Origin of the sequence: Myxococcus sp. CA051A (assembly GCF_013336705.1) — a bacterium.
GTDB lineage: Bacteria > Myxococcota > Myxococcia > Myxococcales > Myxococcaceae > Myxococcus > Myxococcus llanfairpwllgwyngyllgogerychwyrndrobwllllantysiliogogogochensis.
This window is the reverse complement of record NZ_JABUMS010000005.1, coordinates 1-22,306: the sequence shown is the minus strand read 5'-3', so window position 1 is coordinate 22,306 and position 22,306 is coordinate 1. Positions and strand designations below refer to the sequence as shown.

At 65.9% G+C, this 22,306-nt stretch carries 14 protein-coding genes and 1 pseudogene; 3 read left to right on the top strand and 12 right to left on the bottom strand.

All coding sequences use genetic code 11. The features are described 5' to 3' along the window. Nucleotides 1–147 precede the first annotated feature (147 nt). The 4 genes and pseudogenes from HUA74_RS16545 to HUA74_RS16535 all read right to left on the bottom strand — a co-directional run bounded on the left by HUA74_RS16545 (nucleotide 148) and on the right by HUA74_RS16535 (nucleotide 4,513). Nucleotides 148–2,592 carry a lipopolysaccharide assembly protein LapB gene (locus tag HUA74_RS16545; RefSeq protein ID WP_254625093.1) on the bottom strand — a complete coding sequence of 815 codons (2,445 nt, stop codon included), beginning with the start codon at nucleotides 2,590–2,592 and terminating at the stop codon, nucleotides 148–150. Nucleotides 2,593–2,706: 114 nt separating this feature from the next. After that, a pseudogene (locus tag HUA74_RS46820) lies at nucleotides 2,707–2,805 on the bottom strand (zinc-ribbon domain-containing protein); the annotation flags it as partial. A 9-nt stretch (nucleotides 2,806–2,814) separates the two neighbouring features. Then, nucleotides 2,815–3,114, bottom strand: coding sequence for a ComEA family DNA-binding protein (locus HUA74_RS45620; RefSeq protein WP_371817246.1), 300 nt, complete (start codon nucleotides 3,112–3,114; stop codon nucleotides 2,815–2,817). A gap of 121 nt (nucleotides 3,115–3,235) precedes the next feature. Continuing rightward, nucleotides 3,236–4,513, bottom strand: a complete 1,278-nt coding sequence (locus tag HUA74_RS16535) for an aspartate kinase (RefSeq protein ID WP_174455288.1) — start codon at nucleotides 4,511–4,513, stop codon at nucleotides 3,236–3,238. Between the two features lie 107 nt (nucleotides 4,514–4,620). On the opposite strand from HUA74_RS16535, the gene hutH reads away from it, so the two are divergent. Next, nucleotides 4,621–6,147 carry a histidine ammonia-lyase gene (gene hutH, locus HUA74_RS16530; RefSeq protein ID WP_174455287.1) on the top strand — a complete coding sequence of 509 codons (1,527 nt, stop codon included), beginning with the start codon at nucleotides 4,621–4,623 and terminating at the stop codon, nucleotides 6,145–6,147. A 78-nt stretch (nucleotides 6,148–6,225) separates the two neighbouring features. Here the strand turns inward: hutH and HUA74_RS16525 are convergent, their stop codons facing one another. From HUA74_RS16525 to HUA74_RS16490, 8 genes are all read right to left on the bottom strand, one after another. Beyond that, nucleotides 6,226–6,501 carry a DUF6289 family protein gene (locus HUA74_RS16525; RefSeq protein ID WP_174455286.1) on the bottom strand — a complete coding sequence of 92 codons (276 nt, stop codon included), beginning with the start codon at nucleotides 6,499–6,501 and terminating at the stop codon, nucleotides 6,226–6,228. Between the two features lie 115 nt (nucleotides 6,502–6,616). After that, entirely contained in the window at nucleotides 6,617–7,246 is a 630-nt protein-coding gene (gene vioE, locus HUA74_RS16520; protein WP_174455285.1) for a violacein biosynthesis enzyme VioE, read from the bottom strand. Between the two features lie 7 nt (nucleotides 7,247–7,253). Then, complete coding sequence (locus HUA74_RS16515; protein ID WP_174455284.1) at nucleotides 7,254–8,543, bottom strand: NAD(P)/FAD-dependent oxidoreductase; 1,290 nt, start codon at nucleotides 8,541–8,543, stop codon at nucleotides 7,254–7,256. Then, on the bottom strand, nucleotides 8,544–11,555 hold the full coding sequence (gene vioB / locus HUA74_RS16510; RefSeq protein ID WP_174455283.1) for an iminophenyl-pyruvate dimer synthase VioB: 3,012 nt from the start codon (nucleotides 11,553–11,555) through the stop codon (nucleotides 8,544–8,546). Continuing rightward, the gene (locus tag HUA74_RS16505) at nucleotides 11,552–12,856 is read right to left on the bottom strand and encodes an FAD-dependent oxidoreductase (RefSeq protein WP_174455282.1); all 1,305 of its coding nucleotides are present in this window, start codon (nucleotides 12,854–12,856) and stop codon (nucleotides 11,552–11,554) included. The genes vioB and HUA74_RS16505 overlap by 4 nt, the downstream gene beginning before the upstream one ends. A gap of 297 nt (nucleotides 12,857–13,153) precedes the next feature. Further along, nucleotides 13,154–13,447 carry a hypothetical protein gene (locus HUA74_RS16500; protein ID WP_174455281.1) on the bottom strand — a complete coding sequence of 98 codons (294 nt, stop codon included), beginning with the start codon at nucleotides 13,445–13,447 and terminating at the stop codon, nucleotides 13,154–13,156. A 103-nt stretch (nucleotides 13,448–13,550) separates the two neighbouring features. Beyond that, on the bottom strand, nucleotides 13,551–15,317 hold the full coding sequence (locus HUA74_RS16495) for a thiamine pyrophosphate-binding protein (protein ID WP_217443476.1): 1,767 nt from the start codon (nucleotides 15,315–15,317) through the stop codon (nucleotides 13,551–13,553). A gap of 258 nt (nucleotides 15,318–15,575) precedes the next feature. Next, entirely contained in the window at nucleotides 15,576–16,523 is a 948-nt protein-coding gene (locus tag HUA74_RS16490; RefSeq protein WP_254614411.1) for a pirin family protein, read from the bottom strand. Between the two features lie 69 nt (nucleotides 16,524–16,592). Here HUA74_RS16490 and HUA74_RS16485 point away from each other — a divergent pair, with 69 nt between their 5' ends. Both HUA74_RS16485 and HUA74_RS16480 read left to right on the top strand, forming a co-directional pair. Further along, the gene (locus HUA74_RS16485) at nucleotides 16,593–19,538 is read left to right on the top strand and encodes a hypothetical protein (protein WP_254625091.1); all 2,946 of its coding nucleotides are present in this window, start codon (nucleotides 16,593–16,595) and stop codon (nucleotides 19,536–19,538) included. Between the two features lie 178 nt (nucleotides 19,539–19,716). After that, a partial coding sequence (locus HUA74_RS16480; protein WP_174455279.1) for a non-ribosomal peptide synthetase occupies nucleotides 19,717–22,306 on the top strand: 2,590 nt, incomplete at its 3' end.

Here is a 22,306-nt window from a genome sequence, read left to right as displayed (position 1 = left end):
GTCCCCGACTCCGCACGGGTGACCAGCAAGAGGCATGCCCCGCGCACCGGCGCGCGTTCCGCCCGAAGAACCTGGGAAAGGCGAGGATCATCGCCACGGAGGGACTGGACTTTCTCCAGCCTGCCTCGGAACGCGACGGACGTCGTTTCAGGGCTGGAAGCCCGTGGCATCCAACTGTTCGAGCAGCTTGCGCGCCAGCTCGTGGTTCGGATTGAGGGCAATCACTTCGTCCAGGAGTGAACGCGCCGCCTCCGGCTTCTTCTGACGCAGGGCCAGGCGAGCACCCAGGACATGGGCGCGCAGGAGCGTGCCGTCGGCCTGGCGCAATGCCTCCAGCTCGCTCACGGATTGGGCCACGGAGTCTGGAGGAGAACCCGAGCTGAGCACGTACTCGGCCTTGGCCACGGTGCTCCAGATCTTCGGGGCGCTCTCCACGTTGCGCAGGCGCTCCGCCAGGGCCAGGGCATCTGGAGCCGCCGTCACTCCCGCGTGCAGGGCCAGCGCCTTCACCCGAGCCGCCAGGGCCGGGGCGGGCTCCACCTCCGGCGCGGCTTCCAGCTCGGAGGCGAGGACGTCTACTTCCTTGCGAAGCGTGTCGACCTCGACCCGCAGCGGGCCGCTGAGCTGAACGACCTCGGCCGTCGATTCCCGCAGCACGTTGACCCGGCTCTCCCAATCCACCGACTCGCGGGTCCGGGTGAGGATCTCGATTTCGCGCTGGAGGTACTCGCTCCGCATTCGAAGTCGCTCGGCCTGGGCCTGGAGCTCTCCCAGACGCAAGGACAGCGCGCCGACGAGTTCGGCCCGTGCCTCGGTGTACTTGGGATGGACGGTCGTCAGGCCCCTGAGGGTCTTGATGGCCTGGTCCCTGGAGGTCGCGTCATCCCTCCGAAGCAGCGCCGCCGCGCGGTCCTTGTCCGCCACCGCGTCCGCCGGCATGTTCGCGTTGCGATCCCTCCAGGCCGGATAGGCGAGCACTCCCGCGAGGAGCACTCCCGCCGCCACCAGCAACCCGAGCCACAGCCGGGAGGAGCGACTCGACGGGGCCATCCCGGGGAACTCCGAGTCGTCCCTGCCCGCCGCCAGCAACTCGGGAGGAAGCGACACGGGGACCCGGCGCGAGGACGGGGTTCTCGGCTCGGAGGCTCCGAGACTGGCTCCCGCGCCAAAGGTCCCGACACCCGACATGTCCTCGGGCGGCAACCGCACACTCCCGGACGGGGCCCCAGGCCCCAGGGCCGCGCCGTACAGCGTCGTCTTGCGCTCCACCGGCGCCGAAAGCAGGCCCGTGGGCGACGACTCGGAGCCGATGGCTCCGTAGCTCTGGGTGCCGCCAGGGGCATCCCCATAGGCGCGGGTCTGGGCCTCACCCGCGAGCGACGGTGCCTCGCCGGGAGCGGTGGGCGTGGACTGAGCGGCCATCGCGCCGAACGTCAGGGTCCGACCAAGGGACGCAGGGGCCTCGGTCGAGCCCCCCGACACCGGAGCAATCGAGGGCGGCACGGTGCTTCCCTGGGCCGCGAGACCGAAGACCTGGGTGGACTGCCTCACACCGCCGGCGGAGGAGCCCTGGCCCGAGGGATCCCCACTCGATGCGTGCGCCGGGCCCGGCACCGCGCCGAACGTCTGCGTCGTGTTCGGCACGGAGCCGTGCGGGCCTGCATCCGCGCGCACCGGAGGCACCGCGCCGAACGTCTGCGTCGTGTTTGGCACCGCCCCGTGCGGACCCGAACTCACCGGAGGCACCGCACCGAAGGTCTGCGTCGTATTGGGCACCGCGCCGTGCGGGCCCGCACTCACCGGAGGCACCGCGCCGAAGGTCTGCGTCGTGTTCGGCACCGCGCCGTGCTGCCCCAAACTCACCGGAGGCACCGCACCGAACGTCTGCGTCGTGTTCGGCACCACCCCGTGCGTGCCCGAACTCACCGGAGACACCGCGCCGAAGGTCTGCGTCGTGTTCGGCACCGCGCCATGCGGGCCAGAACTCACCGGAGGCACTGCACCGAAGGTCTGCGTCGTGTTCGGCACCGCCCCGTGCGGGCCTGAATCCGAGCGCACGGGAGGCACTGCACCGAACGTATGCGTCGCGTTCGGCACCGTGCCATGTGGGCCTGAATCCGAGCGCACCGGAGGCACCGCGCCAAATGTCTGCGTCGCGTTCGGCACCGTGCCATGTGGGCCTGAATCCGTGCGCACCGGAGGCACCGCGCCGAACGTCTGCGTCGTATTCGGCACCGCGCCGTATGGCCCTGCACTCACCGGAGGCACCGCGCCGAACGTCTGCGTCGTATTCGGCACCGCGCCGGGCGGCCCTGCACTCACCGGAGGCACAGCTCCAAACGTCTGCGTCGTGTTTGGCACCGCTCCCTGGGAACCCGCCCCCGCGCGCACCGGAGGCGCCGCGCCAAAAGTCTGCGTCGTGTTTGGCACCGCTCCCTGGGAGCCCGCACCCGCGCGCACCGGCGGCACCGCGCCAAACGTCTGCGTCGTGTTCGGCACCGCGCCATGTGCAGCGGTCCCCACGTCCACAGGAGGCACCGCACCGGACGCGCCCTGATTCTGGCCCGAGCCGAAGATCTGCGTCCTCAGCATGCTCGACGCGGCGGGACTCGAGGCCGAGGCCCATGAGCCGCTCGGTGTGCGTGGCCCCGCGGGGTCCACCGGTGGCGGACGCGGAGCCTCCGCCTGCGGCGAGGCCATGAACACATGGCCACAACGCGTGCACTGGACCGATGCCCCTCCCGGCGGCAGCAGGCGGGGATCAAGGACATACTGCATCGAGCACTGAGGGCAGGCGATCTGCACGTCGCGTGCTTACCACACGGGCCCGGCATCCGGAGTCGGCCCCAACAGGGTGGCCGCCTGGAGGGTCTTCAACCGGGCAGCACCCACCCCGGGAACCTCGTCCACCGCGTCCCAGCTCCTGAAGCCACCCGCCGCCTCGCGGGCTTCCACCAGCCCCCGCGCCAGCGACGACCCCACGCCCGGCAAGAGCGCCAGCTCCTCCTCCGTCGCGGAGTTCAGGTCCAACCGCCGCCCCAGCGCCAACGCCGTGGCCCCCGTCGGCACCTCACCCTCGCCACACGTGGCCACGCCATCGGCCCGAAGCCGCACGGACTCTGGAGCACAATCCAGCGCTGGATCGGAATCCGGCCAGCGCCAGCGAGCCACCGCCCCAAGCCCGATCACTCCCAGCGCGACGACGGCGAGCGCGGCGGTGCGCCCTGCCACCGGCTCAGACCTTCTCGCCCTTGAGCGCGGCCGTCTCCGACACGGTGGCGACACCCTCGGGAGGCAGCGGCTGATCCAACCCGAACGCCGTGTGCAGCGCCCGCACCGCCAGCTCCGTGTACTTGGCGTGGACCACGCACGACACCTTGATCTCCGAGGTGGAGATGATCTGGATGTTGATACCCTCGGAGGACAGCGCCGTGAACATCCGCGCCGCCACGCCCGAGTGGTTGCGCATGCCCACGCCGACGATGGACACCTTGGCGATGTTCTCGTCCGTCTCGATGCCGGCGGCGTGAATCTCCTTCACCGCCTCGCGCACCACCTCCTGCGCCTTGAGGAAGTCCGACTTGCCCACCGTGAAGGTCAGGTCCGTGCGCCCATCACGCGACGGGTTCTGGACGATGAGGTCCACCACGATGTGCTTCTCGTCGAGCGGTCCGAAGATCTTCGCGGCGACGCCCGGCACGTCCGGCACGCCACAGACGGTGATCTTCGCCTCGTTCCGGTCATACGCCACGCCGCGGACCAGCACGTCCTCCATGGACTTGTCCTCCTCACACACGAGTGTGCCCGGGTCCTGGGAGAACGACGACTTCACCCAGAGCGGCACCTTGTACTTCATGGCGAATTCGACGGAGCGGATCTGCAACACCTTCGCGCCCACGCTCGCCAGCTCCAGCATCTCCTCGTAGGCGATGCGCTCCAGCTTGCGCGCGGCGGGGACCATGTTCGGGTCCGTGGTGTAGACGCCGTCGACGTCCGTGTAGATTTCACAGGCATCCGCGCTGAGCGCCGCCGCCACCGCCACCGCCGTGGTGTCCGAGCCACCGCGCCCCAACGTCGTGACGCTGCCCTCCTCGTCCACGCCCTGGAAGCCCGCGACCACCACGATGTGCCCCTTGGACAGGGCCGCGCGGATGGGCTGCGCGTCGATGCTCTTGATGCGCGCCTTGGAGAAGGTGCTGTCGGTGACGATGCGCACCTGATGTCCCAGGAAGCTCGTCGCCTTGCCCCCCTGCGCATGGATGGCCATCGCCACCAGACCGATGGAGACCTGCTCGCCGGTGGCCACCACCACGTCCTGCTCCCGCTCGTCTGGCCGGTCGGTGATCTGCGCCACGAGTTTGAGCAGCCGGTTGGTCTCTCCCGACATCGCGGAGACGACGACCACCACGTCATGACCCGCCGCCTGGGCAGCCAGACAGCGGCGAGCGACATTCTTCATCCGCTCGGTGTCACCCACGGAGGTACCGCCATACTTCTGGACGATCAGCGCCACGGAGTCCGTGACCTCCCTCTTCAGTCGGCGGACCTATACGAGCACCGCTCCCGGGTGTAAAGCCCCGCTGCCGAAGACCCTGAATCCGCCATCCCTTTGGAGCCCCAATGTCGCGCCCCCGCATCCTCATCGACGGAGACACCCTGACGCTGGAGCAGATCCTCCAGGTCGCCCGGAACGAGGTCACAGTGGAGCTGGCCCCCGAGGCCGCCGCCCGCGTCCGCGCCGCCCGCGCGCTCGTGGACCGGGTCGCCGCCGGTGACACGCCTTCCTACGGCATCAACACCGGCTTCGGCACCCTGGCCGAGGTCCGCATCGACAAGAAGGACCTGCGCGACCTCCAGCGCAACCTCATCCTCTCCCACGCCTGCGGCGTCGGCACGCCCATGCCCCTCCCCGAGGCCCGCGCGCTGCTGCTCCTGCGCTGCAACGTGCTCGCCAAGGGGTACTCCGGCATCCGCTCGGAGACGCTCGCCCTGGCGCTGGACATGCTGAACCGGGACGTCGTCCCCGTCGTCCCCGAGCGCGGCAGCGTGGGCGCCTCCGGTGACCTGGCGCCGCTGGCCCACCTGGCGCTCGTCTTCATCGGCGAGGGCGAGGCCTTCCACCAGGGACAGCGGCTGCCCGCGCGCAAGGCCCTGGAGATGGCCGGCCTCCAGCCCGTCATCCTCGAGGCCAAGGAGGGCCTGGCCCTGGTGAATGGCACCCAGGCCATGTGTGCCGTGGGCACCCTCCTCCAGCTTCGCGCCGAGTCCCTCGCGGAGCTGGCCGACGTGGCCGGAGCGATGACGCTGGAAGGCCTGCTCGGCAGCCACAAGCCGTTCATCCCGGAGATTCACGACATCCGAGCCCATCCGGGCCAGAAGGCCTGTGCGGCGAACCTGCGGCGCATCCTGGTCCACAGCGAGCTGGTGGAGACGCACGTCAACTGCAGCAAGGTGCAGGACCCCTACTCGCTGCGCTGCATGCCCCAGGTGCACGGCGCGGCGCGCGAGGGCCTGTCCTTCGCCCGGCGCATCCTCGAGGTGGAGGTCAACAGCGCCACGGACAACCCGCTCGTCTTCACGGAGACGGAGCGCATCGTCTCCGGCGGCAACTTCCACGGCCAGCCCATCTCCCTGGCCATGGACGTGGTGGCCATGGCGCTCACCCAGTTGTCGTCCATCAGCGAGCGGCGCGTGGAGCAGTTGGTGAACCCGTCCCTGTCGGGCCTGCCCGCGTTCCTGGCGAAGAACTCCGGGCTCAACTCCGGCTTCATGATTGCCCAGGTGACGAGCGCGGCGCTGGTGGCCGAGTCGCGAGTGCTCAGCCACCCCGCGTCGGTGGACTCGATTCCGTCGTCGGCGGGCCGCGAGGACCATGTGTCCATGGGCATGACGGCGGCGCTCAAGGGCCGGCAGGTGGGTGAATTCGCCCGCTCGTGTCTGGCCATCGAGCTGCTCGTGGCCGCGCAGGCCCTGGACTTCCGCCTGCCGGGGAAGCCGGGCAAGGGCGCGCTGGCCGCCTACGAGGTCATCCGCTCCAAGGTGCCGCACATGGACCGGGACAGGGAGCTGCACAAGGACATCGAGGCCGTCAGCCAGCTGGTCGACTCCGGCGAGCTGCTCGCGGCCGTGCGCTCCGCCACCGCCTGAGCCACGCATTGCTGAAGCACGACGGCCCGCTTCCGGAAACACTCCGGGGCGGGCCGTCTTCATTCACGCGGGGTGTGCTCAGCCGCAGGTGTAGTTATACGTGACGACGAACGCCGTCACCCGGCCCCACTGGCCGTAGTTGCTACAATCACAGCTCCGCGTGCCCACCAGCGTCGAGTACGACGCGTCGGAGTAATACTCCCGATCATAGGCAATGCCATTGCAGTTGGGCACCGCGTCCTCGCGCGAGGTGAGGTCCTGGGCCTCGGTGTCTTCCACCGCCGCACCACCGCATCCAGCCAGCATCAACCCCACCGCAAGCAACGCACCGCTGACGAACCTTCCAGCCTGCATTCGTGCCTCCAGGGACAGTCCATGGTCTGTACGACTTTTCCAGTTTAGCACACTGGACAGGTTGCGAGAATCTCGCCAGGCATGAGAGGGGATGCCGCATCGAGTCGAGTCCCCTTCAAGTTTCAACGACGCGCGGGACCTCCCCGGCCATGCCGGGTGGGAACGGGGTTCTCGGCATCGCGAAAACACTCTCGGGGATGTCTCCGACGAATACGTTCGGGAAATCACGCACCGAGACGTGCACCTTGTCGTTGCCGGAAACCATGCGGAGCAGCAGGTTGGTTCCAGCCTGGAGGTAGAGCGTCAGGGGCGCCTTGTTCGGCCTCTCGATGGTCCAGACATCCGCCAACTGGCCCAGCACAGGGTCACATCCAGCATGACGCGCGTTCCCGTCCAGCAATACGGTGCGAGGCAGGAACAACTCATGGAACGACGACCTTTCATCCGGCAACAAGGTCTCACAAAGGCGTTCCCCGATGGGGGTCGCCTTCTTCCAGTAGGCCATCTTCCTCTTGAAGCTCTGTCCGCGCGCGACATCGCCGACCTCCGACATCCAGAGGTGCTCCCCCCTCTCCTTCTCGGGCCAGGGATTGAACAGCCCGTCAATCCGGCAGACATCGCGAGCGTAGTTGAACCAGCAATAGCCAGAAGTCATCTGGTCGCCACGCAGCATGGGCGACCAATAGGAGACATAGGCGCTGCTCCACTGCATTGGCAGGAGCGGCGGAGGGGGATGTGCTTGCATGGCCGAGCTAGTTCATCCTTCCAAGCTTGTACCACACATTCTGCTTCCGCTGGATTCGCTGCAACTCGTCGTAAGGGACCGAATCGAAATACAGCTTCTCCGCCATGTCCGGCGGATAGAGGCTGGGAAATTTCTGATGCATGTAGCGGGCATACTGGGCCCGCAAGAAGAAGATGAAGCGAGGATTGCTCAGCATCTCGTAGTTCGCGATGGACATGTCCTGCATCGCATCCGCCTGCACCTTCCGCTGGCGGGTGAACTCCGGGAGCACGACCTCAAGGTCATGGGCGTGTTTGTCCAGCAGGGTGGAGAAGACATAGGCATCTTCCAGGGCCATGTTCATGCCTTGCCCCATGAAGGGCGCGGTGGCATGCGCCGCATCGCCCATCAGCACTGCATTCCCACGATAGTGAAAGGTGCTCGAGCGAACATTGACGAGGTCGTTGCTGGGCAGTGTCATGAACTGCTCCAGCATTTCTTGCCGGCGGGCGAGCGGCAGGCCCCCGAAATAGTGGTTGAAGAAGGCGCGCAGGGTGTCTCCATCTTGCGTCGCCAGGCTCAGGGCCCCCGTGTATGGCAGACAAATCGCGAAGCTGATGCTATCACCGGGGATGGTCGCCGCGCGGCCGGCGAAGAGCCCCTTGGAGTCCATGCCAAAGAAATACAACAGGTCCTTCCGATAGCCCAGCTCCGCGGCGTTGGTGAGGACCAGCGTCTTGTAGCCGTGGCGGAAGAAGGTCTGTTTGAATTCGAAGCGCCGCAGGCCGCTCTGCATGGACTGGCGTACCGCGGAGTGTGCGCCATCCGCGCCGATGATCAAATCCCCTTGATGGCGCTGGACCCCACCGTCGTTTTCCTGGACGAGGACTGACTTCTTCTCCAGGTCGACACCCAGGCATCTGGATTCGAAGTGATACTTCACGCCGAGAAGGGCGGCGTGCTTGTTCAACAGCCTTTGAAACGCCAACCGATCCAGGGACAGAGGGGAAATCCCCTCGGACGGAGTGAGTTCGCGGATCCTGTACTTTCCGCCAACAGAGAAGGCCATGCCGGCGATGGGTTCGCCGCACCGCTTCAACTCTTGTGGCTCAATCCCGGCCTGCAGCACCGCCTTGATGCCCCTGACGTTCATGCTGACGCCGATGGCGCGCGAGCTGGTCATCTCCAGGGAGGAGAAGGTGTTCTGCAGCGGGTCTCTCCGCCTTTCGACGACACGAACGTCGTACCCACGCCGCGCCAGATAAATGGCGGTCAGGCTGCCTGCCAGTCCGCCGCCCACAATGATGGCTTTGTGCATTCAGGCCTCCCTTGGAATGTTCCCCTGGGCCAGATCGGTCAGTTGACGATTGAAGAACTCCAACATTTCTATCGGTGCCACGCCGACAAGGTCCGCGCCAATGCCGCGGGCCACCTGCGCCAATGTCAGGCATTTCTGAGCCAGCATCTGGCATCCCGAAGCGTAATCGCCGCCGACCTGGCCCTTGACTGGCTCGGGCACCGGCGGTCCGGCATTGCGCCCGGGCAGACCCGACGGCGTATTCATCAAGGTGATCGACAAAGGGCGCAGCAGACCCGTCATGATGTCGATGGAGGCATTCATCAAGCGGGAGCGGCGCAAACTGCCCAGCGGTCTTTGCGCGAAATGATGGGCCATCAGTAGCACCATCAACTCATGACACCCTTGATACAGGCCCATCAGCGACCTGGCATCCTCGTTCACCACCTGGACACAATCGTCACGTGGCTCCAGGGCCGGATTCCTCAATGCCGGTACGGCCGGCTCAAACGGTTTCTTCTGGGCGCTGAATCGGGCGGCCATGCGGCGCAGTCTTTGAAAATGCGAGGACTCGAAGGATGGGGCATCGACCGCGACACCCTCTCCCTGCTCGGTGACATAGTCGATGGAGAAGAGCGCGCTGTCCCGATCAAAAACCTCCAGCTGATACCCTGGGAACAGCTTGTTCGTCAGTTCATTCAAGAAGAGATGATGTTCCCCGCCGCGTTTGCCGGGGCGGGTGTCGAACAGGTCAGGCAGCTCACGAAGCGCCTGGCGAATCGAGCTGTAGAAATCCGCGATGGACTTTCCTGGCACGGGGATATGTCCAGGCCATTCAAACCGAACGAACCTGGCGAGCACATGCTCCGAGAAGGGCTCGAAGGAAAACTCGGTATCCAGACCAAAATGGAGCCGCGCCTGCGCTCCCACCATGGGGGTGCCCGCATGGAAGGGTTCGCCCAAGGCCATCAGCACATTGTTCATCACGAGATAGTGAATCATCTCTTCATGCGCGATTTCCAGCAACGTGCCGCGCACACCACTGTTGCGGCGCCTGTCCTCGGAGCCGCAGGCCAACTCCAGCTCGGCCATCTGCCAACGGCCCGCCTGAACCTGCTTGAGCCCTTGTTCGTAGTTGGGAATGGAGTAGGCGGAATACAGATACTGAAACAGCAGGGACAGCTCCAGGTCGATCGCTCTCTTCAACTCCTTGACCAGGTGGGCCCTATTGCTGATCGGCTGCGGACCAGGAGGCTCAGGAAGAGAGGTCCTGGAGGCCGCTTCGAGGTGCGTCAGGTATTTCAGGAACAGCTTGGACTTGGGCAGGGAGAGTTCCCTGGTGCTCGGCATGTAGTAGCTTTTGTCCCGGTTGAGCGGATCGCACATCTGCCACATCAGCCGGGAATACGTTTCGCATTTACAGCGGTCCGCCAGGCTGAACACCTTGTTCGACATGAAGGGGTATACCAGCTCGTAATAGCTCATGACGTGCTGATACAAGAATGCATAGTCCACCTGCTCGGCGGGGACCTCATCCAGGTGCCAGTCGTCGGGCAATACCCTGACGCCAATGGACTGGCTGTCTTCTCCGGCGCTCAGCGCAACGCGAGTCGCGCCAGGGCGTTGGCCCGTGAGGGTGACTTGCGCATAGCCAGCCCCCAGTGCCGACGAAGTCAGGTGCGCGGTCAGCATGCCGGCGTCTTCAGCCCGCACCGCGAGCGCCGAGTGCGATGCCAGTTCGCCACGGAGGCGGCTTTGCACGGTGATGGTCTCCGGGAAGACCTGGTCCTTCCGCTTGTTGGGCGCCTCCAGAAACAGGTGGTTACTGTCGGACTGCACCACCCAATCGGATTCTCTCCACTGGGCGTGTTCGCTTGTCAGGAGAAGCGAATCCGTGGCGGAGTTCAACAACGGCACATCCAGCACGCCATGATGGCGCCAATAATCGAGGTAGAGTTTTTCAGGGATTCTGGCAACCAGTGCGCCGGACTGGTTGAGGAGTGCAAGATCTCCCAGCGGCAGTTTTCCGCCCAAGGCATGGGTGGGATGCTGGTCCGAGACAGGTTGGGCGCTTCGGGTCGTGAAAGGGACGGCGGTCGGCATGTTGAGTGACACCCGGTCCGACTGCACCCTCACCACGACCGGTCCCAGGCCGGGCTGGCGCGGCAACAGCAGACGCCCCGCCGGATAGGTTTCCAGCTCATGCCGGCACCACAGGCCAACGGTGCCAATCAGATCATAAAAGACAGGTGAATCCGCCCCCCGCGGCGTCGACATGTTGAACAAGGCGTACTGGATCGTCAGTCCCTGTACCTCGTCGCCCTCCAGCGCTTGCAGCACGGCCTCCAGGCCGGGGGATGGGGATGCTTGCGACGTGGGTAGAAACTGGGTGTCATTTTTGGAAACGGAGAATTGAAACAGCCGCGAGCGGGTGAACTCTTCGGCGAGGAAGTGGTCGTTGCGCTCGACGACATGCCCGGTCCCCACCCAGCGAACGGAATGAGCCCGCGGAATGCTCGCCGTGAGCAGCGCCGGAGTGTGAGGCGTAGCGTGCTTGTCGCTCAGCGTCACCTGTCCGGCGTATATCAAGGTGGTGTCGGCCCGGCTGGGGTTGTTGTCCACCCATCGGGCGCGATTGAACGTCGTGCGAAGGTATTCGTTGTAGTTTCCCCAGAGCGCCAGTTGGGCCCCCACCAGACTGTCGCTGGTGTCGAGGTCCCCTTCCCGCAACTGCACGCCCGTGATCCTGACGTTTTCCCAGGAGAAGTGATTGTTGCCGCCGAAATTGTAGCCGGCTGCCTCGCTGAAGATTCCTCCGGAGTCCGCCCTCCCCTCCGCGTCGTATCTGGGAGCCAGTTGCTTCAGGTGCTCATGGAATTCGGAGGGCGGCCGGCGAAGATCAAACGGAGCCCCCTCCATGAGCACGGTATTGGTGGCGATGTCGATCTGGCCATGCGTGTTTCGATTCGCGGTTGGAACATTGGCGCGAGCAAAGCCTCGAAAGAACAGCCGAGGAAAATAGAGGATACTCATGGCGTTCGACAAGCGGTGCTACGAGGGCTTTGTTGATACCGGTTCTCTGAAGCGCTGGTGAGCTGTTCCAGCAAGAGCCGAACTGCTTGATGCGCGCTGAGCAGTCCACCTTCCATCCAGCCGCCATGCGGCGTGTAGGCATCTGAGCAGGCGATGACACCATCGCGATGAACCAAGGCGGTGGGCTGATCCGCCTTGGATTCCAGACAGAACTCCACTCCATGTGGCCAATGCTTGTGAAAATGGTCCTTGATGGGAGGTAGGGGCTTTCCACCGAGGGGGAGAACCTGTTCCAGGCAGGCGCGCACCCTCTTCAAATAGACGTCCTCGCCTTGCTCCAGGCTGTCCTGCCAATACGTCGCGTTTTCGCCGTCGGTGTAGAACTGTACGTATTTTTCGCCTTTGAAGTAGATCTTCCTCAAAGGGTTGTTAACCACCAGGACCTTGTCTGTCATCTGACAGTCTCGCCACCAGGCGCCATTGAAGGTCAGAAACCCCTTGAACAAAGGCAGGGAGCCATATTGGTAGGGACTCCAATGGGTGGGAAAGCCGAGATTGAGCTGTGTCATGGCGGAGGGTGGGATGGCCAATATGACGTGCCGCGCCCGATGTATTTGTATGTTGTCTTGATGACTGAAGGCGAGGCCGTATCCATCTCCTGAGCGCGAAACGGAGAGCAACCGGTGTTCCATCCGAAACTCGACCCGGCCCTCCTGTGCCTGACACTGAAGGCGCGCCAGCAGCTGGCCGTAGCCTTCCGGGGCATAGCGCCATTGGTTGCTTGTGTCATCAACCAGGCTTTGCGTTTCCGGGTGCTTCTTGATGATGCTGTATGCCATGGACGCGGAGACCATCGGCAGAAGGAGGGCGTCATACCCCATGGCCTTGATGATCTTCCTGGCCTCCCCTTCCCCCAGATAGTGGCTGACGAATTCCAGGAATGAGGCCTGGGGATGCTCATCCAGATTGGAGAGCAAGCCAAGCAAGGTCGCTCTCAGCTTTCCCTGCATGTCGTCTTGAAATACGGCTTGAGTGAATGGGTAGGTCGCATGTTGATGTTGGAAACAATGCATGAGCGCCTGGAAACGTGGATGCAACTGCGGCGAGTAGCGAGCGGCACCCAGCTCGGTGATTTCCCCACCGTCCAGCTTTCTTGACTGGATGCGGCCTCCCACGCTGGCATTCAAATCAAACACTCTGACTCGCAGACGGTTGCTCAAGGGGGAAGTCGCCAATCCAGTGGCGCAGGTCAGCCCTCCGATTCCGGCACCAACAATGCAGACATCTGAATGATGTGTCATCTCAAGGTTCTGGACAGAAGAGGGACCACTGGGGCGGATCCTCATCGTGCTGAGCAAAAAGCATGGCTCAGCCCTCGGAATCCAGCCGACGAAGATTTGATGGTCCCTGGAGTAAGTCACGCTCGCCCGCTGAATACAACCGACCAGGCAGTACTAGGAGAACGTCGTTAATCGCCGCCCCGATAGTTAACAGGCTTTGCCAATCACTCTCGGCTGCTCAGGAAGCGAAAATGCGACGGCCCGCCCTGGAGACATTCCGGGGCGGGCCGTTTTCTATTCACGACGACGTCTGCTCACTCAGACCTCGGGCGGGTACTCCTTGGGGCACAGATCCGTGGCGGAGGAGTAGTCCGACGTCTGCCCCCATCGCGTCCAGCGACCACAACCGCAGCCCATGTATCCCACCATCGCCGTGTGCGCCGCGTTGGAGTAGTAGATGGTCCCCGCCGTGGAACCCGTACAATCGGGAACCAGGGTCTCGTGCGAAGTGAGGTCTGGTGCCTCGGTGGCTTCCACCGTGGGGCCACCACAACCAGCCAGCATCAATCCCACCGCAAGCAACGCACCGCTGACGTACTTTCCAGCCTGCATTCGTGCCTCCAGGGACAGCTTATGGGTTGTACGGCCTTCCCAGACTAACACACTGGGAGTGGTTTCCCCATCCCGCCGCCCCGCAAGGGAATGCGCCAGGGATTTAGAAGCGAGGCAGTCCGCTGTCGTCCCGGTATGACAAGGAATAGAGGGAGGCCCCCATCTGGGCCAAGCCCGCGGGGGCGTCCAGCGGAGCCAGCCGAACCTCCACGAACACCAGCCGTCCGCCGCGCTGGGCACGCACCGCCTCGGCCAAGACAGGCGCCACCTGCTCCGGCTTCTCGATGAGCAAGGTCAGCGACTGACCTGGAGCCCCCAGCGCATCACAGACGGCCGGGTAGTTCCACTTCGGGATGTCATTGTAGACGGACTCCGGACCGACGATGAGGCGCTCGATGGTGTAGCCCGCGTTGTTGATGAGGAAGACGAGGGGCTTGAGCTTCAAATGCAGCAACGTGGAGAGTTCCTGGGCCGTCATGATGAAGGAGCCGTCGCCGATGAAGAGCAGGTGGCGCCGCTCCGGGGCCGCCGCCAGGCTGGTGCCCAGCAACGCCGGCAGCGTGTAGCCGATGGAGCACCACAGCGGCTGGGCCACCCAGCTCACGCCTCGGGGAAGCTGCGTGGATGAAAAGCCCACCATGGGGCTGCCCGCCTCGACGACGAGGACATCCTCCGGCTCCAGCACCCCCGCGAGCGCGGGCCAGAGCTGCGCGTGGGTCAGCGGCGTCCCGGTCTTGGGGACGGGCACCGGCGCCCGGGCCGCCGCCGTGGCTCGCAGCCGGGCGGAGCGGGGAACAAAGTCCTGGGCCCCCCGAGCGCCCAGCGACTCCGTCAACGCCTCCAGCACCTCGCTCAACACCAATCCGCTGTACAGGGACGGTGGCACACCCTGCGTCCCCTGCCCCAGCGCGGCGCTGAAGAGCTGGAGATCCACCAGCCGGGCGGACTCCAGGCGATGAGAGAAGGAGTGTGTGTTGAGGTCCGTGAAGCGCGTGCCCAGGGCTACCACGCAATCCGCGCCGTCCACCCAGTCCCGCACGTATGCATCGGACAGGCGCCCGCCATAGAAGCCGAGGAACGCCAGATGCCCCTCGTCGACCAGGCCCCGCGCTGAGCTGAGCAGCGCGATAGGAAGTCGGCCGGCCTCCGCCATCGCGAGCACCTTCGGCGCGAGGCCGAAGCGCTGGATATCGCTGTCCACCAGCAGCGCGCACCGTCGGGCACCCCTCAACCTTGGCACCAGCTCCTCGAGGAGCAGCCGAAGACTTTCGGGGTCGCTCCGTGGAGCCTCCTGCACCAGCGGTGCCTCGGGAGCTGGGACGTGCTGGAACGTCACGTCGGAGGGGAGCTGGAGATACACGGGCCGCCGCTCCCGGAGACACGTGCGCAGCACCCGGTCGATCTCCTGGGGTGCATTCGCCTGCGTCAGCACCGCTTGCGCAACAGTGAAGGGCGCCACGCTCGCCAGCGTGTTGCCGAAGTCTCCATCCCCCAGGCTGTGGTGGATCACGGAGCGCTTCTGGAGATGGGACAGCGGAGGGGCTCCGGTGATGGCCACCACGGGCACCCGCTCGGCATACGCGCCGGCGATGCCGTTGATGGTGCTCAACTCCCCCACGCCGTAGGCCGTCAGCAGCGCGGCGAACCCTCGCATGCGGGCATACCCGTCCGCGGCGTAGGCGGCATTGAGTTCGTTGCAGCACCCGACCCACCGCAGCCCCGGATGCTTGAGCAACTGCTCGAGCACGCCCAGGTTGAAGTCTCCCGGGACGCCAAAGACATGGTGGATGCCCAGCTCCTGCAAGCGGGCCAGCAGATAATCTCCGACAGAGACGGACACTTCTCGCGACTTCATGATCGGATGGCTCACGGCGATTCCTCCCCGCACATGGGACTCGCTCGGGCATCTCCAGACACCCAAGGTCACTGCGAAAGGATTTGCATCGCGAGCCACACAACTCAATCCGTGAAAACCCTGCCCTCCCTCGCCCGTCGGCTTCCCATCAATCCAGGCGGCGGATACTGAAATGGAGAGTGTTTGCACAAGGATTGAGCTGCCTCGGGGCACACAGACACTCCCCGCAGAAGGACCTCCTGCGGGGCTGTCTCAATCAACCTTGCGGGCGTGTCAGGGATAGCGGGGCACGTTTGGCTCGGGCTCCGGGAGCGGAATGAATTCCGTCTCACCCGGGACCTGGCCGATGCGCCCCGCGAGCCAGTCTTCCTTGGCCTGCTCGATGCGCTCCTTCGAGCTGGAGACGAAGTTCCACCAGATGTGACGCGGCCCATCCATGGGCTCGCCGCCAAAGAGCAACAAGCGCGAGCGCGTGGCCCCGCCGCCCCGGGCGACGACGTCCGCGCCCGGACGCAGCACCAGGAGCTGACCGGGACCGAAGCTCTCGCCGCCGACCTCCACCTGCCCCTCCGCGATGAACAGGCCCCGCTCCTCATGCACGGACGGCACGGGAAGCCGGGTGCCCACGTCGAGCTTCACGTCCGCGTAGAACAGCTCTGACTGCGTCTTCGCCGGAGAACGCTCGCCGAAGAGCTCGCCTGCGATGAGCCTCAGCTCCAGGCCGTGGTCCTGGATGACCGGAAGCGCCTCCACCGGCGTGTGTACGAAGGACGGCGCGACCTCCTCGTGCTTGCCGGGCAGCGCCACCCAGAACTGGATGCCGAACAGCCGGTTCGCCTTCACGCGCGCCTCCGGCGGCGTGCGCTCCGAGTGGACGATGCCGCGTCCCGCCACCATCCAGTTCACCGCGCCGGGCCGGATGGTCTGCACCACGCCCAGCGAGTCCCGGTGCAGGACCTCGCCATCGAACAGATACGTCACCGTGGCCAGGCCAATGTGCGGATGGGGCCGCACGTCGAGCCCCTTGCCCGCCTGGAGCACCGAGGGCCCCATCTGGTCCAGGAAGATGAACGGGCCCACCATCCGCCGCCGCGACGACGGCAGCGCCCGGCGCACCTCGAAGCCATCCCCCAGGTCCCGCGTGCGCGGAACGATGACGGTCTCCAGCGCGGAGCCAGGCTCCGCGTCGACATAGGGTTCCTCGGGCATCTTCCAGGCCATCGGCTCACACTCCTGTAAAAATTCGCTCCGTCCGGACATGCCATGGGTAGGTCCGGACACTCCAGACCCATGAGACTGCGTCACCGTCACGGGCATTTCCACGAAAGCGAATGCCAGTATTTACGGTTCACACCGTATCCACGGAAGATTCCGCATTCCCTTCCAACCGTCACTCCCTCGACGGAGGGAGGGAAGAGTCCCTCTCCCCTGGAGGATGATGTGAAACCCCGGTGCACTGCCGTTCGAGCTGGTTCGCTGAGAAGCGTTGTCTTGACGTTGCTGCTGGCGGGAGTCTTTTCAAGCCGCGAAGCCGTGGCGGCGCCCTTCACGCTCTTCGAAAGCGGACAGGTGCGGCCCCTGGCCCTCTCCCCTGACGGAAGGCTGCTGTTCGCCGTCAACACTCCGGACAACCGCCTGGAGATCTTCCGCGTCGGCAACAGTGGCCTCAGCCACCGGGGCTCGGTGCCGGTGGGCCTGGAGCCCGTGGCCGTCGCCGCGAGGACGAACGACGAGGTCTGGGTCGTCAACCACCTGTCTGACAGCGTCAGCATCGTCCGCGTGGACGGTGAGGGAAACAGCGGCATCGTGACGCGCACGCTGCTCGTGGGTGACGAGCCTCGCGACCTGGTCTTCGCGGGCCCGGGCCGGCGGCGCGCGTTCATCACCGCGGCGCATCGCGGACAGAACGCGCCGTTCGACCCCCAGCTCACCACGCCGGGCGTGGGCCGGGCCGACGTCTGGGTCTTCGACTCGGACCACCTGGGCAGCTCGCTGGGCGGCACGCCGCTCACCATCCTGTCGCTGTTCGCCGACACGCCCCGGGCCCTGGCGACGACGCCCGACGGCTCGCGGGTGTACGCGGCGGCCTTCCACTCCGGCAATCGCACCACGGTGCTGCACGAGGCGGCCATTCCCAACGGTGGCGAAGCCGCGGGCGGCGTTCCGAGCCCCAACACCAACTTCGCGGGCGTCCCCGCCCCGGAGGTCTCCGTCATCGTCAAGTACAACGGGCAGGACTGGGTGGACGTGGTGAACCGCTCGTGGACGCCGCAGGTGCGCCTGTCCCTGCCGGACAAGGACGTCTTCGCCATCGACGCCACCTCCAACCCGCCCGCGCCGCTCACCGGCAGCGGGAGCGTCTACGCCGGCGTGGGCACCATCCTGTTCAACATGGTGGTCAACCCCGCCAACGGGAAGGTGTACGTCAGCAACACCGAGGCCCGGAATGACCTGCGCTTCGAGGGGCCCGGCACCTTCGCCAACACCACGCTGCGCGGCCACATCCACGAGAGCCGCATCACCGTGCTCGGCCCCACCAGCGTCACGCCGCGCCACCTCAACAAGCACATCAACTACGGCACCTGCTGCGCGCCCACGCCCAATCCGGAGAGCGAGAAGAGCCTCGCGCAGCCGCTGGGCATGGCGGTGACCTCCGACGGCGCCACGCTGTTCGTCACGGCCTTCGGCTCCTCGAAGCTGGGCGTCTACTCCACCGCGGCGCTGGAGGCGGACACCTTCGTGCCGAACGCCGCGAACCAGATTCAGCTCACCGGCGGCGGCCCCACGGGGCTGGTGCTGGACGAGGCGCGGCGGCGGCTCTACGTGCTCACCCGCTTCGACAACGCCATCTCCGTCATCAACACGACGACGCGCCAGGAGATCGCCCACCTGCCCATGTACAACCCGGAGCCCGCGAGCGTGGTGGAGGGCCGTCCGTTCCTCTACGACGCCCGGAACAGCTCCAGCCACGGCGACTCCTCGTGCGCCAGCTGCCACATCTTCGGCGACTTCGACAGCCTGGCCTGGGACCTGGGCAACCCGGACGGCGCGGTGAAGAGCAACCCCAGCCCCGTCGTCCCCATCATGCCCGAGTTCGGCAGCGATCCGACGTTCGGTCAGAGCACGGCCTTCCACCCGCTGAAGGGCCCGATGACGACGCAGAGCCTCCGAGGCATGGCCAACCACGGCCCCATGCACTGGCGAGGAGACCGCAACGGCGGAGACAGCGCGGCGAACGCCCAGCCCAACAACGGCTCCTTCAATGAGTCGGAGGCCTTCAAGCAGTTCAACCCGGCCTTCATGGACCTGTTGGGCCGCAACGCCCAGCTCACGCCGCAGCAGCTCCAGAAGTTCACCGACTTCGCGCTCCAGGTCGTCTATCCGCCCAACCCCATCCGCAAGCTGGACAACTCCCTCACGACCACGCAGCAGGCGGGCCGGGACTTCTTCCTGAACACGACGACGTTCTTCCACGGGCCCTGCGGCTCGTGCCACACGCTCGACCCCAACGCGAACCCTGGCGAAGGTGTCTTCAAGGGCTTCTTCGGCACGGACGGTCGGTCGTCGTTCGACGTGGTGCCGCAGTTTCCCAAGGTGCCGCACCTGCGCAACGCGTACCAGAAGGTCGGAATGTTCGGCGCGCCCTTCGCCACGGGCAATCTGCCCGTGGACCCCTTCATGGGAGACCAGGTGCGCGGCTTCGGCTTCAACAGCGACGGCACCGTTCCCACCCTCTTCGCGTTCAACAGCGGCTTCGACTTCCACCCCATCTTCAACTCGGTGGGCATCCCGGATACGCCGGAGGGCATCGCGGCGAAGAAGAACATGGAGCAGTTCATCTTCGTCTTCGACACGAACCTGGCGCCCATCGTCGGCCAGCAGGTGACGCTGACGGCAGCCCAGGCCGCCGTGGTGGGGCCGCGCATCAACCTGCTGGTGGCGCGAGCGAACGCGGGCGAGTGCGACCTGGTCGCCAAGGGCCGGGTGGGCCCGCACGATGCGGGCTTCCTCTACGTGGGAGGAGGTCAGTTCATCGTCGACCGACAGGGTCTGCCAGGAGTGTCGGACGCAAACCTTCGCGCCGCCACCACGGCGAGCAACGGCGTGCTGACGTACACGTGCGTGCCCCCGGGCTCGGGAACGCGCATCGGCATCGACCGGGACCTCGACGGCTTCCGCGATGGCGACGAGCGGTCCGCCGGCACGAACCCGGCGGACCCGACGAGTCACCCGTAATAAACTGAAACACAACTCAACGGGGATCCGCCTCATCAGGGCGGGGAGGACCAGCCAATCTTGCGCATGTCTTGGCAAGCCTCCTAGATATGACTCACGCGTTCCGCCCCGTCTCATCGGCTGCCGTGCCACCCGCGGCAGCCGTCGCTTTCTCATCCTGTGAGGGCGACGCGTTGACATGCTCGACGCCCTCTCCTTGTCGGCTCCCTCTCCGGCTTCTCTTCCCTCCAACATCGCGGACGCTTTCGAAGCCCAGGTGGCGCTGCGTCCTCACGCTGTCGCGGTCAGCAGCGACAGCGTGAGCCTGACGTATGCGGGACTCGACGCGCGGGCGAACCAGCTCGCGTGGCGTCTGTGCGCCCAGGGCATCGGTCGAGAGCATCCCCAGGTGGGCGTCTGTCTCCCGCGCTCGGCGGAGCTGCTGGTCACCCTCCTCGCCATCGTCAAGGCGGGCGGCGCCTACGTTCCGCTCGATCCGGACTACCCATCCGAGCGACTGCGGTTGATGGCGGAGGACGCGGGGGTCCACGCCATCGTCACGCAGACGGGCCTTCGCTCCCGCCTGCCGTCGGGCGGTGTGCCCACGCTGTGCCTGGACGCGCTGGAGGCGGAGCTGGACGCGCTTCCCGCGCATCCGCCCGAGCGGGAGGTCTGCCCGGACGACCTCGCCTACGTGGTCTTCACGTCGGGCTCCACGGGCAAACCCAAGGGCGTCTGTGTTCCCCACCGGGGCGTGTTGCGGCTGGTGCTGGGCGCCAACTACGTGGACGTGGGCCCCGACGACGTGCTGCTGCAGCTCGCGCCCGTGGCCTTCGATGCGTCGACCTTTGAAATCTGGGGCGCGCTCCTCAATGGCGCGCGGCTCGCCGTGTTCACCCAGGGCGCCGCGGGGCTGGACGAGCTGGGTCCCTTCCTGGAGGAGCAGGGAGTGACGGTGGTCTGGGTGACCACGGGCCTCTTCCATCAGCTCGTCGAGCTGGGCCTGCCTGGAATGGGCCGCGTGCGCGAGCTGCTCACGGGAGGCGAGGTCCTCTCCGTGCCCCATGCGCGCAAGGCGCTGGAGCAGCTTCCGCACATCCGGCTGGTCAACTTCTACGGGCCCACCGAGAACACGACGTTCACCAGCTACCACCCGATGCGCGGAGCACTGGAGACAGATGACACCACGGCCGTCGCCATTGGCCGCGCCATCTCCGGGACGCGGATGTATGTACTGGACGAGTCGCTGCGGCCCGTTCCCGTCGGAACCGTGGGTGAGCTGTACACGGGGGGCCTGGGCCTCGCGTGGGGATACTGGGAGCGCGCGGACCTGACGGGAGAGCGCTTCCTGCCCGACCCCTGGAGCGATACGCCCGGTGGGCGGATGTACCGCACCGGAGATCTGGTGCGGCAGCGCGTCGATGGAGTCATGGAGTTCATCGGCCGTCGCGACCACCAGGTGAAGCTGCGTGGCTTCCGAATCGAGCTGGGGGAAGTGGAGAGTGCGCTGCGCCAGCATTCCTCCGTGCTGGAGGCCCTCGCGCTCGTGCGAGAGGACTTACCGGGAGACCGGAGGCTGGTCGCGTACGTCGTCGCGCGAGCGTCCTCCGTCGAGCTGCGCGAGCACGTGCAACGCCTGCTCCCCGGGTACATGGTGCCCGCCGCCATCGTGGTGCTGGACGCACTGCCACTCACGCCCAACGGCAAGGTGGACCGCGCGTTGCTGCCCACACCCCAGGCGCACTCCGAGGACTTCATCGCGCCGGAGTCGGCCCTGGAGACCGCCGTCGCGCGCATCTGGGCGGAGGTGCTGGGCGTGGACGCAGTGAGCGCCACCGCGAACTTCTTCGACCTGGGGGGCCACTCGCTGCTCGCCACGCAGGTCGTCACCCGGATGCGCGAGGAGACACGGTTCCACCTTCCGCTGCGTGCGCTCTTCGATCAGCCCGTCCTACGCGAGCTTTGCGCCCGTCTCGAGGAGACCCCGAGCGCGTTCTCCGAGGACCTCATCCGACCCGCCCAGGGCGAGGCGCGCTTGAGCCCATCGTTCGCGCAGCAGCGCCTGTGGTTCCTCGACCGGTGGATGCCAGACACGGCCGTCTACTCCCTGCCCATGGCGTTCCGGTTGGAGGGGCCTCTCGACGTCACGGCCCTGGAGCAAAGCCTCCAGGCACTGGTTGACCGTCACGAGTCCCTGCGCACGACCTTCCCGGGCGAAGGCGCTCCCGTGCAACTCGTGGCGGAGTCCGTGTCCGTGCGGCTGGAGCGGAGCTCCGTGAGTTCAGTCGAACAGGCCCATGCCCTGCTGCGTGCCGCGGCGGAACGTCCGTTCGACCTCGCACGTGGTCCGCTCTTTCGAGCACTGCTGGTGACGACCGCTGCTCACGAACATGAGCATCTGTTGCTGCTCAACCTCCACCACATCATCTCCGACGGTTGGTCCTTCGGCGTCCTCTACCAGGAGCTCTCCGCCGAGTACCTTGCTCGACTCCAGGGTGTGGCCTCCTCCCTCGCCCCTCTCTCCATCCAGTACGCCGACTTCTCCTCCTGGCAGCGTCACTGGCTCTCCGGCGACACCCTCTCCTCCCAGCTCTCCTTCTGGACTCGCCTCCTCGACGGCGTCCCTCTCGTCCTCTCTCTTCCCACTGACTTTCCTCGTCCTTCTCTCCAATCCTTCGAGGGCTCCACTCACCGCTTCTCTCTTCCCCTCCACCTTCGCGACTCCCTCGACTCCCTCTCCCGTCTCCACGGTGCCACCCTCTTCATGGCACTGCTCTCCTCCTTCCAGC